A 15202-nucleotide genomic window follows, 5' to 3' on the forward strand; every position below is an offset into this window, starting at 1 on the left:
AAAACTGTTTGATTGCTGTTTTTTTAAACTTATCGGTTAATAAAACACAATATTTTTGTTTATTTATCTATAAATGATAAAAATATCTATAAAAAATATTGGTTTTTATCAGAAAACTTGGACTCAAATAGTTAGGTGAATATAGTTAGGTCAATAAAAAGCTTATCCAAATTTCTTTGGATAAGCTTTATTTTTGGTACAATGAGCAATTAGCGATAATTACGCTGTGCTGTACTGACTTTTTCAAGATAACGGCGTGATTGATCTGCTGGATGTTTATTGCGTAGCGTTGTATAAACCTCGGCAGCTTCCAGTTTATTAATCATGAGTGCAGCTTTCTTTCTATCATTATGAAAAACACGCAATACACTACCAGCACCACCATTATAAGCTTGTATGACAGCATAGCGACGTGAGATAGGATCTTTAATATCACCTAAATAGCTATTTTGTAATATAGAAATATAGGCAGTACCTACATCAATATTATTAGCAGGATCAAATAAATAACTACGGCTTGGTTGTCCTGATTTACCTTGCATTTTAAATACATCACGTCCTGCTGTTGCTGGCATAATTTGCATTAGGCCTAACGCATCGGAGCTACTGACAGCGTAAGGGTTAAAACTTGACTCAATTTGCATAATTGCAAGAATCAGCGAAGTCTCTACGCCATATTTAGCGGCTGCTTTTTGAACGTATGGTAGATACTTATGTGCACGTTGATCAAGGTGGTTAGGGACGAGATTAATAGTGACATACCAGATGGTATTAACGCCTGATTGACGTTTTTTCAATTTGCTCTCAATCAGATAATCTGCAAATTTATTTGCACGCCATTCCCAGCGAATAGGTTGGCCTGTGTTATCAACAACCTGGCCTAATAAGAATGGTTCTGTACTGTGAGGTATATTATTTACATCAGAATAAAGATCGATAGAGCCAGGATCTTCACCCATTAATAATGTAGTTACAATAGCTTTATGCAATTGATATTGAGGTGCGTCTCCACCTAACGTCTCAATTGTTATTGTTCCTGCATCAAAATTAATATGGCTACGTGTTTTGTAGGAGTCTGTATATTTTACGTAATCTTTAGGGCCTGCGATTAATACTTCTTTCATACCCCAGATCATTTCAATATTGTTGGCAAATTGCCCCATAAGAATATCGAATGCATTGGTGTCTTTGGTGTAATCAGGTTCAAATGTTTTTGATTGCTTACTACTACATGAAATAAGTAGGGGGGCGATAATAAGCAAGAAAAGAATTTTTTTCATGGTCAATTGCATCGCTCTGGTGAATAGAAAACCAGAGCCTTAATGGCTCTGGAAATAGATGAATTATTTTTCAGGAGGTGTGTAGCCATCAACTTGGACATCATGGCCTTCAAATAAAAATCGAACCATCTCTTGTTCTAGTAATTTTCTATCATCAGGGTTCATTGTATTGAGTTTTTTCTCGTTGATAAGCATGGTTTGTTTGCTCATCCATTGTGCCCATGCCTCTTTTGATATTTCATTGAAAATGCGTTTGCCAAGTTCACCAGGATAGAGTTGAAAGTCAAGTCCATCAGCTTCTTGATTGAGAAAAGTACAAAAAATAGTTCTGCTCATAATAAATCCTCAGTATCGCAGGCATTAGCTTAGGCTAATTGTCTAAGTAAATTCTCTACAGGTGCTGCAAGTCCAATGCTCGCAGGTGACTGTAAGTTATACCAAAGTCCTTTTTGCTCCTCCATCATAGAGGAAAACGTTGAGAGTTTTACACAAATTGGCACAATATCTAAATGAAAATGACTAAAAGTATGCCTAAATGAAATTAATTGTTCAGTTTCATTTTTATTCAGGCCATGCTCAGTTAACCATTGTTCTAAAAGCATTTTTGTTTCAAATTGAGGGAAAGAAAACAATCCCCCCCATATTCCTGATGGTGGCCTCTTATCTAACCACACAAGATTATCATATTGTAAAATAAGAAAATAAGTTGTTTTTTCTGGTATAGTCTTTTTAGGTTTTTTCCCAGGATAGTCACTCCAAGAACCTTGGGCATAAGCGATACAACCACTATTTAATGGACATAGTTCACATTTAGGTTTGCTTCTAGTACAAACTATGGCTCCTAAATCCATCATTGCTTGATTAAAATATTCAACATCTTCAGCTGGAGTGACTTTTTCGCTGATTTCCCACAATTTATTTTCGACTTCTTTTTTACCAGGCCAGCCTTCAACGGCATAGCAACGTGCTAATACTCTTTTTACATTGCCATCAAGAATAGGATAATGTTTTTTGAGTGATAGTGATAAAATAGCACCAGCAGTAGAACGGCCCACACCAGGCAAGGCACAAACGTCCTCAAAGGTATCAGGAAAGTGGCCTTGGTGTTTATCTACAATGTGTTGTGCCGCTTTATGCAAATTTCTTGCTCTTGCGTAATAACCAAGGCCTGTCCATAAATGAAGAACTTCATCAAGCGGTGCATTTGCAAGCGCTTGCACATCAGGAAAATGTGTAATAAAACGCTCAAAATACGGAATAACCGTTGCCACTTGCGTTTGTTGTAGCATCACCTCTGAAAGCCAAACGTGGTAAGGCGTTTTTTCTTGTTGCCAAGGTAGTGTTTTACGACCGTATTTGTGATACCAGCCCAGTACAGCTTGCGAAAATTGCAGTGCTTCCATCATGTTTTATTTTATAAACTCATATTCTATTAAGGACAAGATTGCATCATAGAGAGAATAAACTGTAAACGCTCTCAATATTTATCTTATTGGGTGATGCTTATAAGGGTGACTCTTGCTAAACTTAGCGTCTTTGGATAATGTCGCTAGAGTTTATATCATAGCGATATTATAACGGTTTATGTAAATAATTGGCCTAACGACTGATAGAATTTAGACATGATCAAGAATGTAATTTCACCGGAATTCAATGAAGAGGGGCGCGCTTTAAGACGCGTGCGTAGTTTTGTTCGTCGTCAAGGGCGATTAACTCCTCGTCAGGAACAAGCTTTAGAAACGCAATGGCCTATTTTGGGAATTGAATATCAACCGGAACTTATCGATTTCAGTCAGATTTTTGGACGCGAAGCGCCAGTTGTTTTAGAAATTGGTTTCGGCATGGGTACTTCACTTGTGACGATGGCAAAAAATTCGCCTGAAAATAATTATTTTGGTATTGAAGTGCATGCACCAGGAGTCGGGGCATGTCTTGCGAGTGCGCAAGAAGAGAACGCTACTAATTTAAGGGTCATGTGCCATGATGCGATTGAAGTACTCAATCATATGATCCCTGATAATAGTTTAAGCATGGTTCAGTTATTTTTTCCTGATCCATGGCATAAAGCTCGACATAATAAGCGCCGAATTGTTCAAGTACCATTTGCAGAATTAATTTTAAAGAAATTAACAATAGGCGGTGTTTTCCATATGGCGACAGATTGGGAGCCATATGCGCAACATATGCTTGAAGTAATGACAAGTGTTGATAGTTATCATAATTTGTCAAAAACTCACGATTTTGTACCACGACCTGAAACCCGCCCTGTGACTAAGTTTGAAAAACGCGGTCATCGATTAGGGCATGGTGTATGGGATCTTATGTTTAAGAGGGTAAAATAATGGCTAAACAGCAACGTAGTCGCCGTTTACGTAAAAAATTACGTATCGATGAATTTCAGGAATTAGGTTTTTCAGTTAAATGGAGTTTCCCAGAAAATACCCCTATTGACGAAGTGGATCGTTTTGTTGATGAATTGATCCTCGATGTCATTGAGCCTAATGGGCTAGCATTTGATGCGAGTGGATATCTGAGTTGGGAAGGTCTAATTTGCTTACAAAAAATTGGTAAATGTACAGAAGAACATCGCCAATTAATTGAAAATTTCTTAAAAGAGAAAAAAATGCAGGATGTACAAACATCAGAATTATTTGATGTTTGGTGGGACTGATATAAGACTTAATTTAGCAAATAATAATAAAGGGCATCCAAAGGATGCCCTTGTCCGTCTGGGGAAGAGGCTGTGACTACAACGTTATCTAACGAATTACTGTCAGATATTTTGCAACAAATTAAACCGCTTATAGGACAAGGAAAAGTTGCGGATTATATTCCTGTACTTGCTAATGTTGAACCTCACCAATTAGCAATGGCGGTATATACCGTTGACGGTGAGTTATTTCAAACAGGGTTTGCCAGTAAACGCTTTTCTATTCAGTCTATTTCTAAAGTACTGAGTTTGACTTTGGCATTAACTCGTTATGAAGAAAATGAAATATGGCAGCGTGTTGGTAAAGAGCCATCAGGTTTACCTTTTAATTCATTAATACAATTAGAGCTTGAAAAAGGAATACCACGAAATCCATTTATTAATGCCGGTGCAATTGTTATTACCGATATGTTGCAATCAAGATTAAGTGCACCTAAACAGCGAATGCTAGAGTTTATTCGTTTACTTACAGAAACACCTGATATTTGCTATAACACTGTTGTTGCTAAATCAGAAATGGAACATCTTAGTCGTAATGCCTCGATTGCTTATTTAATGAAATCTTTTAATAACTTCGATAATGATGTTATTACGGTTCTTGATAACTATTTTCACTATTGCTCAATTGAAATGAGTTGTATTGAACTTGTTCGCTGTTTTAGTTATCTCGCTAATCAAGGAATGAGTATCGGTAGTAAAAATCAGATTATTACGCCAAGACAAACACGCCAAATTAATGCGTTAATGTTAACTTGTGGTATGTATGATGGTGCTGGTGAATTTGCTTTTCGTATAGGAATTCCAGGCAAATCTGGTGTTGGTGGCGGTATTATTGCTGTTGTTCCTGATGCATTTACCGTCGCTGTTTGGTCACCTGAGTTAGATAAATCAGGAAATTCATTAGCGGGATGTACTGCACTCGAATTATTAGCCAATAAAGTCGGTCGTTCGATATTTTAGCTTTATTTATCATAAACGAAGCATGCTCGCACGTTTGTAGGAGAGTGATTATGGGTTTTAAAAAGATAGCAGTCGCACTTATTTTTATTGCGAGTTCAGCCACTGCAGCACCAAGTTTTAATTGTGCAATAACACCAAAAGACGATTTGCGCATCACACCTGATTTTGTTGAAGTTGCAGGTTCAAATGGCTTATTGATTATTTACCCTGATGGTACACTACTTAAAGATGAAAAAAGTGTCACGCTAACGCCACAGCAACAAGAATTAGCGAAAAAATATCAAGCGACAGTAAGACAAGATATTCCTTGGTTAAGAATAGAAACAGGGGCTAAATTACAAGATTCTCGTAAAGTGCTTGATAAAGTTGTGATAGAAACATTTGGAAAAGATAGTCATCTTCTTACTCGTTTACAAAACTTAGAGAAGGGACTTAATCAACAAATGGATAGTGTTATCAGTGTTAAGCCTAATAATATAACCTTTAATTCTCAGGCAATTAAGCAAGTTGAAGTAAAGGGACGTGAATTAATTGAAAGCAGCCTTGGTGGTATGTTGCAAGATAGTATTAATGAATTAGGTCAAAAACAGCTTTTAGCAGCAGCCAATGGTGATAGAAAAAAAGCATTAAGTGGTTTATTTGATAATCTTGATGGTTTCCAAGAAACGATACAAAAAGAGTGGAAACAACAAGAAACGGCATTTAATCAATTTGGACAACAAGCTTGCGGTAAAATAACACAAATGGAAAATCAGAGAATAGAATTAATTAATTCGCTGAAAAAATAGAACTTCGGGTTATATAGCCAGATTAACCTTATTATTAATAAGATTTATCTATTGTTAATTCACAATAATTGGAAATAACAATGAAAATCATTCTTATTTAATTGACTTGTAAGGTGAGCTGTTTAGAATGCCCTGTTTGAGACTTTCACTTAAACAGGGCTAAGTTAATGAAAAAGATCCTTCCATTAGTTATTGCATCTATTCTTTCAGTAACCAGTTTTTCTGCATTGAGTAAAACCCCAGCTGAATATCATCCTAATCAAATTATTAGTCAGCAAAATGACAAAGTCACCATTAAACATGCATTAGGTGAAACCGTTGTCCCTAATAATCCATCAAAAGTGGTACTTTTTGATTTTGGCTTGTATGACACGTTAGATAAATTAGGATTATCAGATAGAGTTGTTGGTTTACCTTTAGGTAATGCGCCTGATTATATCAAAGGAAGTATTGCTAAGGATGTTGCTAATGTAGGTGGTATGAAATCACCTGATTTAGCAAAATTAGCTGAGTTAAAACCAGATATTATTATTATTACAGGTCGTCAAGGTGCTTCTTATGATGAGTTAACTAAAATTGCACCGACAATTAGTCTAAGCACAAATAGCGCTAATTATCTCAATTCAGTAGAAGCGAATACCAAATTAATGGGTAAGCTGTTTAATAAAGAAAAAGACGCTGAACAACAATTAGCTCAATTAAATACCGTAATTGAACAAGCTCAGAAAAAAGCGGCTGAATCAGATAAAAAAGTATTAGTACTAATGCATAATGCGGGTAATTTAATGCCAAACAACCAAAGTGTTGTTTACGATGTTGTTAAAGTGAAAAAAGCTGAATTACCGCCAGTTGCTGAAGAAGAAAAAGGCAAACGTCGTATTGTTACCCCTGAAATGATAGCAAAAGCCAATCCTGATGTGATTTTAATTGTTGATCGAAGTGAGGCAATTGGCGCGGATAAATTAGAAAAAGAGAAGTTTGAAACCGAAGAAATCAAATCAACATCTGCGTATAAAAACGGCGATATTGTTTATTTAAAAGCTGATCTTTGGTATCTCTCTGGTGGTGGATTAGAGAGCATGGTTGAGCAAATTAAAGCAGTAGAAAACACGCTTTAAGATGACTATTGCCTAAATTGCCTAATAAGAAATGCCCAAACTGTTGATTCAATTTGGGCATTTTTTTATTGGGTAGTAGCAATAGTAGTTATTATAAAAATAACTCAAGTAGCGAATTTAAAAAGAGTTTACCATGAGGCGTTATTTGCCAATGTGTTGGTGTTTCACTGATATACTTTAATGCCAATGCTTCATCAATTTGATGTCGGATAATATTTTCAGGAAGACCAGTATAATCACTGAAATCTTGCCGTGGAAATGCCTCTAATAAGCGAAAACGGTTCATAAAAAATTCAAATGGACGGTCATCATTATCAACAAAACTTTGTTGATGAAGATAACGGCCTTCCATAAAACCTTTTGGATGCTTTGTTTTCACTGTTCGCATAATGCGTCCATCAGTAAAACTTATTTTACCGTGCGCACCACAACCAATACCTAAATAATCACCAAAGCGCCAGTAATTAAGATTATGCTGGCATTGATATCCAGGTTTGCAATAAGCCGATGTTTCATATTGCTGATATCCTGCTGCTGTGAGCAACTTATCGCCTTGTGAAAAAATATCCCACAACATATCATCATCCGGTAATTTAGGCGGTCGAGATCCAAATTGTGTATTAGGCTCAATCGTTAATTGATACCAAGAAAGATGTGGTGGCGATAACTCAATAGCTTGCTGTAAATCTGAAAGAGCTTGTGGTAATGATTGGTCAGGTAATCCATGCATTAAATCTAAATTAAAGCTACGTAAGCCCAATTCTCTTGCTAATTGAGCAGCTTTTTTTGCCTCATCAGCATCATGAATACGGCCTAAACGAATAAGCTTATCATTGCCAAAGCTTTGTACACCGATTGAAATACGATTTACACCCGCTCGTTGAAAGCCTGAGAAGCGTTCTGCTTCAACAGTACCAGGATTAGCCTCCATGGTTATCTCTGCATCATGCCTGACTGCAATGCGTTCTTTCACGCCATAAAGCAAATCTGCCATTGACTCTGCGCTTAATAAACTTGGTGTTCCACCACCAATAAAGATAGTTTGCACTTCACGGGAGCCAACGTGAATAAGGTCATCATCTAAATCATTGAGTAAATGTTGTACATATTCCTTATGTGGTACTTCGCCCTTTAATGTATGTGAATTGAAATCACAATAAGGACATTTTTGTACACACCAAGGAATATGGATATACAAGCTTAATGGTGGCAACTTAAGCATTCTTAAGTGCATCCAACATTAATTTAAGCGCTTTACCACGATGGGAATATTGATTTTTTTGCTCTCGAGTTAATTGTGCCGCAGTACAATTTAATTCAGGGACAAAAAAGATAGGATCATAACCAAATCCACCTTCACCATGCATTTTATGTGTTAATACGCCATGCCAAATGCCGTGAAAAATAAGTGGAGTGGGATCATTTTCATGACGCATATAAACGAGAACACAGTTAAATTGTGCTTGGCGTTTTTCGTCAGGAATATCTTTCATTGCATCAAGTAATTTCTCTAAATTTAGCTGATCATTCGCGTCAAGTCCTGCATAACGAGCAGAATAAATGCCAGGTGCACCACCTAATGCATCAACAGAAATACCAGAATCATCAGCAATTGCAGGTAAGCCTGTTACTTTTGCAGCATGGCGCGCTTTAATAAGTGCGTTTTCTACAAAAGTTAATCCCGTTTCTTCAACAGAATCAACACCTAGCTCTGTTTGTGCGACGATATCTAATCCGAAATCAGCAAGTAAAGAGGCTAACTCTTTAACCTTTCCTGGATTACCGGTAGCTAAAACAACTTTTTTCATTCTTGTTCCTTAGTAAAGCGTTACGCTAAATAACCACTGTAAAATATCTACACGTAAATAATTCAACGCATAAAGGATAAGAAGAACAATCATGGCAGAGAAATCTAATCCACCCATTGCAGGAATAATACGACGTATTGGCGACATTAACGGCTCTGTTAAATCAAATAACAGGCGATCAATAGGATTACGACCTTGGCTTATCCAACTGAGAATCGCTCTAATAATGATTAGCCAGAATACAATTTTACCGGCTGTTGTTAATAGCTCAATAAAGGCATAAGGGAGCACTAAAGAATAAGGTATTGAACTTCCTGATAGATAAGAAGGAACAATTATGCTTAAAAGGATCAATACATAAGCAAGTAAAACAGATGCCGTATCAATAGAACCAATAGAAGGAATTATACTTCTTAATGGACGAATAATAGGTTGTGTAATTTTGACTACAAATTGTGAAAAAGGATTATAAAAATCAGCTCTAACACATTGCATCCATACACGGAGTAAGAGGACTGCGGTGTAGAGTTGAATAACTGTCATAATGACAAAATTTAAAAAATTCATTAGTTAGCCCTGATGAAATTAAAATTGTTTTTCCATTTCTTGTGCACGTCTTATTGCCGCTTGCATTGCAGATGCGACATTTTCCGGTAATTTACCTTCATAAAATTGTGCTAAGGCAGCTGCTGTTGTTCCACCTTTTGAGGTAACTTGTTCACGTAATGTTGAAAAAGCTAAGGTACTTTGTTTTTCAGCTAACGCAGTTGAACCATTGGCAGCTTGTTGAACAATCGTTCTAGCAACATCTGGTGAAAAACCTAAACGTTCAGCTTCTTGTTGCATAGATTCCATAAACAAGAAGAAATAGGCAGGAGCACTACCTGCAACTGCGATAATATCATTGATAGCTGATTCTTTCTCTACCCAAATAGTTATGCCGACACTTTTCATTAAGTCATCTGAAAACTGTTTATCTTTAACTGAAACGGTAGACTCTGCAAACATACCACTTAGCCCTTTTCCAACAAGAGAAGGCGTATTTGGCATAATACGAACAAGCTGCAATTTGGTCGCTAAATAATCGTTATAACGATTAGCAGGAATACCTGCGGCGATAGTTAGAACTAGTTTATTTTCAAAATCAATGGATTGTAATGGCTGGCAAACAGTTTCCATCATTTGTGGTTTTACTGCCAGCACAATGACATCTGCTTGTTCAATGGCTTTTATGTTGTCATCTGTACTATTAATACCGAACTCTTTTTGTAGTGGCTCACGACGTGTATCTGACGGTGAACTGACTGTGATTTTTTCAGCAGGATAACCACCAGTGACAAGGCCTGCAATAATAGCATGAGCCATATTTCCTGCGCCAATAAAGGCAATATTACGATGTTCCATGTTGACCTCTGTTATTTATTGGAGGAGTAATCTCTTGCACCAAAAATAGCCGTACCTATACGAACTAATGTAGAGCCACAAGCAATGGCTGCATCCATATCATTTGTCATACCCATAGATAAGGTATCGATATCTGGATATTGAGATTGTAACGCTTTAAATGCTTGTTCCATCTTAGTTAATACTTGTACTTGTTGCTCATAGCCACTTTCTGGTGCGGGTATCGCCATTAATCCACGTAATTTAATACCCGGTAAAATTGAAATTTGTGCCGCTAACCCATCAAGTTCTGAAAGCAAAATACCTGATTTACTGTTTTCATCACTAATATTGATTTGAATTAGTACATTAAGTGCAGGTAGAGATTCAGGACGTTGTTCACTTAATCTTTTGGCTATTTTCAATCTATCAATGGTATGGCACCACGCAAAATTTTCAGCGACTAGGCGTGTTTTATTTGATTGCAATGGACCAATAAAGTGCCAAATTAGCGAAGAATTTGTTGAAAAATAATTGATTTTATCAACGCCTTCTTGAACATAATTTTCACCAAATTCAGTTTGCCCACAGGCAATGGCTTTTTCTATATCGCTCACAGGTTTTGTTTTACTGACTGCAAGCAATGTAATTTCTTCTGGAGAACGGCCGCATTTATGTGCTGCTGAGTCAATGTGAGACCTGACATTGACGAGATTCTGTTTAATAGTATTCATGGCAACTCAGGAGATAATAAAATGAATATGGAAAATTTAATTACATACAGTGTAAAGCATAATGCCTCTGATCTGCATCTTTGTTGTGGTGAAGTACCTCGATTAAGAATAAATGGGATACTTTATCAACAAAATCAATGCAAACCTATCACATCAGAAAGGCTACTGGCTTGGTTTATCCCTTTTTTAAATGATATTGAAAAGCAACAATTTGAAGAAAATAGCCAAATTGATACGGCAATAACATTATGTGATGGGCAACGATTACGCGTTAACTTGTTTTGCCAATACAAAGGAATTTCTGCTGTTATCAGAATAATTAGTCAACAAATTCCTACATTAGCTTCTTTACGTATTTCTGAATCTGTTTCTGAATTACTTGAGAATTACTCTCATGGGCTAATAGTAATAACGGGGACAACAGGAAGTGGAAAATCGTCAACATTAGCGGCGATGATTAATCATCTCAATCAATATACGAGACAACATATACTGACATTTGAAGATCCCATTGAATTTATTCATCAAAATAAGCAGAGCATGATCCAGCAACGTGAAATTGGTCGTGATGTAAAAAGTATTGATTACGCAATAAAAAGTGCATTGCGCCAAGATCCTGATGTAATAGTATTTGGTGAGTTAAGAGATAGACAAAGTATTGAAATGGCACTAATAGCCGCTGAAACAGGCCATCTTGTTTTAGCAACGTTACATACTAAAGGTGCAGTACAAACACTGGAAAGAATGACAAACACATTTGCTACAAATGAAAAACAATGGGTTTCATCTCAGCTAGCAGGTAGTTTAAGAGCCATTATTTCACAAGAGCTTATTCCTGCTATTAATAAAGGAAGAATTGCTATATTTGAAATTATGTTAGTAACCCAAGGAATTGCTCATTTGATTCGAGAAAGCAAATACCATCAAGTATCCACATTAATACAAACAGGAAGCGAGTATGGTATGCAAACCTTCATGCAAAGCCGCCAACAACGGCAACATGAAGGATTAATCAGTAAATAGAATAAGATGCTTTGTAATGTCTTATACCTTATATAATAGATATATCTTAGAGAGAGGGCTATGCATAATAACTGTGTTTTTAATTAATACTGCTGTTCAAACCAGCTTTCAATAATAATAACCGCTGATGCGGCATCAACACTGCCTTTATCTAATGAACGATAACCACCGTGGTCAAAAAGATGAGCACGAGCTTCTACTGTGCTTAAACGTTCATCGTGTAAAGTAACTTGAACGCCAAAACGGCCATGTAAGCGGTTAGCAAACTTTTTTGCTTGCGTTGTTACAAACTGCTCTGTGCCATCCATATTAAGAGGAAGACCAACAACAACAAGATCAGGTTGCCATTCTTTTATAATTTTTTCGATTTGTGACCAGTCAGGAATGCCATCTTTTGCTTTAAAAGAGGCAAGAGGCCTTGCTGTACCGGTTATTTCTTGGCCTATCGCAACGCCTATGCTTTTGGTGCCAAAATCAAAACCCATTACTGTTCTATTTGCCATTATGCATGACCAGCCATAGGTGAAATGGTATGAATATCAATACCGATTAATTCAGCTGCTTTTTGCCAACGCTCTGCAATGGGAGTATCAAAAATAATTTGAGGAGTAGCTTCGACTGTTAGCCAGCTATTTTCTAAGATCTCTTTTTCTAATTGACCTTTTTCCCAACTTGCATAACCCAATGAAACTAAGGTTTGCTCTGGTTGTCTTGTTGTACCTAATGTTTCTAATACATCTTTTGATGTTGTTATCATCGTGCTGTTACTAATTTTAATGCTAGAACTAAAACCAGAAACCGGTGTATGCAGAATAAAACCGTGCTCTTCAGCAACAGGCCCACCAGACATAACAGGCTTTTGTAAGCTAATTGCCTCGTCTCTATCCGTTGAAAATATTTCTAATTGATCAAGTACGCCTTCAACAGAGATATCTTCGATAGGTTTATTAATAATTAAACCCATCGCACCGTTTTCATTATGTTCGCAAACATAGACGACCGAGCGCTCAAATAGCGGATCGCTTAATGAAGGCATGGCAATAAGAAAATGGTTAAGTAAATTCATAATAGTAATACTGTTCCCTGATTGTTTATTAAAAAACCTAGCCCTACTGATATTTTTCATATAGGGGCTAGGTTAATACTTTTAAACCCTTCGCTTCGCGTGTTTAAAAATTAGTTTTTCTTGTTCAGGCGATTTTCTATCGCATCCATTAACATACCTGTAATAGATATATCAGGGAAAGCGGCTTCAATTTCACGCACACAAGTAGGGCTTGTGACGTTAATTTCAGTTAAACGATCGCCGATAATATCAAGCCCAACAAAAATTAAGCCTTTTTGTTTTAAGGTTGGTGCGACTTCACGTGCAATAGCCCAATCGCTTTCTGTTAATGGGCGAGCTTCTCCTCGACCACCAGCAGCTAAATTACCACGAGTTTCACCTTTTGCAGGAATACGTGCTAAACAATAGGGCACAGGTTCGCCATCAACAACTAAAATACGTTTATCACCATCAACAATTTCAGGTAAGAAATTTTGTGCCATACAGAAACGATGCCCATGTTCTGTCAGCGTTTCAATGATGACACCTACATTAGGATCTTCTTTTTTCAAACGGAAAATAGAAGCACCACCCATGCCATCTAATGGTTTAAAGATAACATCACCGTGTTTTTCGTGAAAAGCACGTAAATGTTTTGCTTCACGAGTCACTAATGTATCTGGTGTTAATGAGGAAAACCACGCAGTGAAGAGCTTTTCATTACAATCACGTAAACTTTGTGGTTTATTGACAATTAAGGTTCCTTCATCTTCAGCACGCTCAAGAATATACGTTGCATAGATAAATTCAGTATCAAAAGGCGGATCTTTACGCATTAAAATGGTATCAAGGGAGCTTAATTCTATATCTTGCTCTTGGCCAAACTCAAACCATTTTTCAGGGTTTTCTTCAACGTTGAGTTTACGTGTATGTGCACGAGCTTGACCTTGTTGCAAGTAAAGATCGTTCATCTCCATATAATGGATTTCCCAACCACGGCGTTGAGCTTCTAATAACATGGCAAAGCTGGTGTCTTTTTTTATTTTGATGGATGAAATAGGATCCATCACAATACCTAATTTAATCATTATTTCTCCTTTATCCCAAATCGCCGAATCGAACTTGCAAAGCGGTGATTGCGGTGAGGGCTGTGGTTTCAGTTCTTAATACACGAGGACCTAATAAAATATCAGTAAAATGATGTTCTGCTGTCATAGCGATTTCGTTAGGAGAAAGCCCTCCTTCAGGACCAATCAATAAACGTACTTTTTTGACAGGTAAAGGTAACGTATTGATGCTTTGTGTTGCTCTAGGATGTAAATTAAGTTTTAAACTATCATCTGGTTGAGCACACCATTCTTCTAGTGATATCACGGGCATCAATTGTGGGATTGTATTACGCCCACATTGCTCACAAGCTGAGATAATAATTTTTTGCCATTGTTGATATTTTTTTTCTAGACGGTTGGCATCAAGTTTAACACCACAGCGTTCAGAGATCAGTGGGGTAATTGTATTTACGCCTAATTCTACTGATTTTTGAATAGTGAACTCCATTTTTTCACCACGAGAAAGCACTTGGCCTAAATGAAGATCAAGAGGTGAGTTTTTGTCATCTACTTGTCCTTCATTCACTTGCACAATAACTGTTTTTTTAGTGCTTTCGACAATATCAGCATCAAAAACTTGATTAGAACCATCAAAAAGAGCAATTTTTTGCCCTTTTGACATTCTTAATACACGACCAACGTGATTGGATGCTTCATCTTCTAACGAAATTTGAGTACCAGCTATAAGCGGTTGTGAATGATAAATGCGAGGAATACGCATAACGTGAAACCCTTACGTATAAGATAGTTAATCGTGATAAATAAAATATGTGATATGCATCATACGCATGCCACTATTGCATGCAAGTTATCACTTTATGTTTATTGATAATTTATCGTAAAGTTTTTTGTGAGTTTCATCGTAAAGGTTCATGTTTTTACTGTAAATTTTATAGAAAAAAGGCAGTTTAAAAAGAGCGTATTTATAATCAAATTAAAGGATAAATTGTCTCTAAGGAGAAGTGAGTGAAAAGACTAAAAACCATGCTAAATACGAGGTTAAAATCAACGTTAAATCAGCAAGAAGTAAAAATACAGCGAAAATTGTTGAGTAAAATGCCCATTCATTGCTTACATTTTTGTTTTAGTCTTTTATATACATACTCTCCGATACCCATATTAGCATTATTATCAGCATCACGACGCTATCAGTTCTGGTTATGTTACTTATTTTGCTGTTTATATTGGGGAATATTAGCCTCTTCATTATTTATTTTTATTCTCTTGGCTATTTTAAGTTTTTA

The 15202-nt window shown here is 36.6% G+C and carries 19 protein-coding genes; 7 read left to right on the plus strand and 12 right to left on the minus strand.

What is annotated here, in order from left to right:
* Positions 1 to 209: 209 nt before the first annotated feature.
* The 3 genes from mltC to mutY form a co-directional block, all read right to left on the minus strand.
* Positions 210 to 1280 (minus strand): membrane-bound lytic murein transglycosylase MltC, encoded by a 1071-nt coding sequence (gene mltC, locus M983_RS12430; protein WP_066751378.1) that lies wholly within the window; start codon positions 1278 to 1280, stop codon positions 210 to 212.
* Positions 1281 to 1343: 63 nt separating this feature from the next.
* A complete protein-coding gene (locus tag M983_RS12435; RefSeq protein ID WP_066751326.1) occupies positions 1344 to 1616 on the minus strand; it encodes an oxidative damage protection protein in 273 nt (90 codons plus the stop codon).
* Between the two features lie 29 nt (positions 1617 to 1645).
* A complete protein-coding gene (mutY, locus tag M983_RS12440) occupies positions 1646 to 2686 on the minus strand; it encodes an A/G-specific adenine glycosylase (protein ID WP_066751329.1) in 1041 nt (346 codons plus the stop codon).
* 216 nt (positions 2687 to 2902) lie between these two features.
* Between mutY and trmB the strand changes: the two genes are divergently transcribed.
* From trmB to M983_RS12465, 5 genes are all read left to right on the plus strand, one after another.
* Positions 2903 to 3622: a tRNA (guanosine(46)-N7)-methyltransferase TrmB gene (trmB, locus tag M983_RS12445; protein WP_066751332.1), complete on the plus strand. Its 720-nt coding sequence runs from the start codon at positions 2903 to 2905 to the stop codon at positions 3620 to 3622.
* Positions 3622 to 3951 carry a YggL family protein gene (locus M983_RS12450; RefSeq protein WP_066751334.1) on the plus strand — a complete coding sequence of 110 codons (330 nt, stop codon included), beginning with the start codon at positions 3622 to 3624 and terminating at the stop codon, positions 3949 to 3951. Before trmB ends, M983_RS12450 begins: the two co-directional genes overlap by 1 nt.
* Positions 3952 to 4023: 72 nt before the next feature.
* The gene (gene glsB, locus M983_RS12455) at positions 4024 to 4950 is read left to right on the plus strand and encodes a glutaminase B (protein WP_066751335.1); all 927 of its coding nucleotides are present in this window, start codon (positions 4024 to 4026) and stop codon (positions 4948 to 4950) included.
* Between the two features lie 50 nt (positions 4951 to 5000).
* The gene (locus tag M983_RS12460; protein ID WP_066751337.1) at positions 5001 to 5738 is read left to right on the plus strand and encodes a DUF2884 family protein; all 738 of its coding nucleotides are present in this window, start codon (positions 5001 to 5003) and stop codon (positions 5736 to 5738) included.
* A gap of 167 nt (positions 5739 to 5905) precedes the next feature.
* Positions 5906 to 6856: a siderophore ABC transporter substrate-binding protein gene (locus M983_RS12465; protein ID WP_066751339.1), complete on the plus strand. Its 951-nt coding sequence runs from the start codon at positions 5906 to 5908 to the stop codon at positions 6854 to 6856.
* Positions 6857 to 6947: 91 nt separating this feature from the next.
* Here M983_RS12465 and hemW read toward each other — a convergent pair whose 3' ends face one another.
* Genes hemW through M983_RS12490 form a run of 5 tightly spaced genes read right to left on the minus strand, consistent with a single transcriptional unit; the run spans position 6948 to position 10781 of the window.
* Positions 6948 to 8078, minus strand: coding sequence for a radical SAM family heme chaperone HemW (gene hemW, locus M983_RS12470; protein ID WP_066751341.1), 1131 nt, complete (start codon positions 8076 to 8078; stop codon positions 6948 to 6950).
* Entirely contained in the window at positions 8071 to 8664 is a 594-nt protein-coding gene (locus tag M983_RS12475; protein ID WP_066751344.1) for an XTP/dITP diphosphatase, read from the minus strand. The genes hemW and M983_RS12475 overlap by 8 nt, the downstream gene beginning before the upstream one ends.
* Positions 8665 to 8673: 9 nt before the next feature.
* A complete protein-coding gene (locus M983_RS12480; RefSeq protein ID WP_066751347.1) occupies positions 8674 to 9231 on the minus strand; it encodes a YggT family protein in 558 nt (185 codons plus the stop codon).
* Positions 9232 to 9249: 18 nt separating this feature from the next.
* Positions 9250 to 10068, minus strand: a complete 819-nt coding sequence (proC, locus tag M983_RS12485; RefSeq protein ID WP_066751350.1) for a pyrroline-5-carboxylate reductase — start codon at positions 10066 to 10068, stop codon at positions 9250 to 9252.
* 11 nt (positions 10069 to 10079) lie between these two features.
* Complete coding sequence (locus tag M983_RS12490) at positions 10080 to 10781, minus strand: YggS family pyridoxal phosphate-dependent enzyme (RefSeq protein ID WP_066751353.1); 702 nt, start codon at positions 10779 to 10781, stop codon at positions 10080 to 10082.
* Between the two features lie 21 nt (positions 10782 to 10802).
* Here M983_RS12490 and M983_RS12495 point away from each other — a divergent pair, with 21 nt between their 5' ends.
* Entirely contained in the window at positions 10803 to 11804 is a 1002-nt protein-coding gene (locus M983_RS12495; RefSeq protein ID WP_066751358.1) for a type IV pilus twitching motility protein PilT, read from the plus strand.
* An 83-nt stretch (positions 11805 to 11887) separates the two neighbouring features.
* Here M983_RS12495 and ruvX read toward each other — a convergent pair whose 3' ends face one another.
* The 4 genes from ruvX to rsmE all read right to left on the minus strand — a co-directional run bounded on the left by ruvX (position 11888) and on the right by rsmE (position 14679).
* Positions 11888 to 12307, minus strand: a complete 420-nt coding sequence (ruvX, locus tag M983_RS12500; RefSeq protein ID WP_066751361.1) for a Holliday junction resolvase RuvX — start codon at positions 12305 to 12307, stop codon at positions 11888 to 11890.
* Positions 12307 to 12870 (minus strand): YqgE/AlgH family protein, encoded by a 564-nt coding sequence (locus tag M983_RS12505; protein WP_066751369.1) that lies wholly within the window; start codon positions 12868 to 12870, stop codon positions 12307 to 12309. Before M983_RS12505 ends, ruvX begins: the two co-directional genes overlap by 1 nt.
* Before the next feature lie 110 nt (positions 12871 to 12980).
* Positions 12981 to 13937 carry a glutathione synthase gene (gene gshB / locus M983_RS12510; protein WP_066751372.1) on the minus strand — a complete coding sequence of 319 codons (957 nt, stop codon included), beginning with the start codon at positions 13935 to 13937 and terminating at the stop codon, positions 12981 to 12983.
* 10 nt (positions 13938 to 13947) lie between these two features.
* Positions 13948 to 14679 (minus strand): 16S rRNA (uracil(1498)-N(3))-methyltransferase, encoded by a 732-nt coding sequence (gene rsmE, locus M983_RS12515; protein ID WP_066751375.1) that lies wholly within the window; start codon positions 14677 to 14679, stop codon positions 13948 to 13950.
* 245 nt (positions 14680 to 14924) lie between these two features.
* Here rsmE and M983_RS17775 point away from each other — a divergent pair.
* A partial coding sequence (locus M983_RS17775) for a hypothetical protein (protein WP_210433246.1) occupies positions 14925 to 15202 on the plus strand: 278 nt, incomplete at its 3' end.

Origin of the sequence: Proteus myxofaciens ATCC 19692 (genome assembly GCF_001654855.1) — a bacterium.
GTDB classification, from domain to species: Bacteria; Pseudomonadota; Gammaproteobacteria; order Enterobacterales; family Enterobacteriaceae; genus Proteus; species Proteus myxofaciens.

Bases quoted from the DNA above. Each gene is read 5' to 3' on its own strand.
- mltC (WP_066751378.1), bottom strand. From the start codon at position 1,280: ATGAAAAAAATTCTTTTCTTGCTTATTATCGCCCCCCTACTTATTTCA.
- M983_RS12435 (WP_066751326.1), bottom strand. From the start codon at position 1,616: ATGAGCAGAACTATTTTTTGTACTTTTCTCAATCAAGAAGCTGATGGA.
- mutY (WP_066751329.1), bottom strand. From the start codon at position 2,686: ATGATGGAAGCACTGCAATTTTCGCAAGCTGTACTGGGCTGGTATCAC.
- trmB (WP_066751332.1), top strand. From the start codon at position 2,903: ATGATCAAGAATGTAATTTCACCGGAATTCAATGAAGAGGGGCGCGCT.
- M983_RS12450 (WP_066751334.1), top strand. From the start codon at position 3,622: ATGGCTAAACAGCAACGTAGTCGCCGTTTACGTAAAAAATTACGTATC.
- M983_RS12460 (WP_066751337.1), top strand. From the start codon at position 5,001: ATGGGTTTTAAAAAGATAGCAGTCGCACTTATTTTTATTGCGAGTTCA.
- M983_RS12465 (WP_066751339.1), top strand. From the start codon at position 5,906: ATGAAAAAGATCCTTCCATTAGTTATTGCATCTATTCTTTCAGTAACC.
- hemW (WP_066751341.1), bottom strand. From the start codon at position 8,078: ATGCTTAAGTTGCCACCATTAAGCTTGTATATCCATATTCCTTGGTGT.
- M983_RS12475 (WP_066751344.1), bottom strand. From the start codon at position 8,664: ATGAAAAAAGTTGTTTTAGCTACCGGTAATCCAGGAAAGGTTAAAGAG.
- M983_RS12480 (WP_066751347.1), bottom strand. From the start codon at position 9,231: ATGAATTTTTTAAATTTTGTCATTATGACAGTTATTCAACTCTACACC.
- proC (WP_066751350.1), bottom strand. From the start codon at position 10,068: ATGGAACATCGTAATATTGCCTTTATTGGCGCAGGAAATATGGCTCAT.
- M983_RS12490 (WP_066751353.1), bottom strand. From the start codon at position 10,781: ATGAATACTATTAAACAGAATCTCGTCAATGTCAGGTCTCACATTGAC.
- M983_RS12495 (WP_066751358.1), top strand. From the start codon at position 10,803: ATGAATATGGAAAATTTAATTACATACAGTGTAAAGCATAATGCCTCT.
- ruvX (WP_066751361.1), bottom strand. From the start codon at position 12,307: ATGGCAAATAGAACAGTAATGGGTTTTGATTTTGGCACCAAAAGCATA.
- M983_RS12505 (WP_066751369.1), bottom strand. From the start codon at position 12,870: ATGAATTTACTTAACCATTTTCTTATTGCCATGCCTTCATTAAGCGAT.
- gshB (WP_066751372.1), bottom strand. From the start codon at position 13,937: ATGATTAAATTAGGTATTGTGATGGATCCTATTTCATCCATCAAAATA.
- rsmE (WP_066751375.1), bottom strand. From the start codon at position 14,679: ATGCGTATTCCTCGCATTTATCATTCACAACCGCTTATAGCTGGTACT.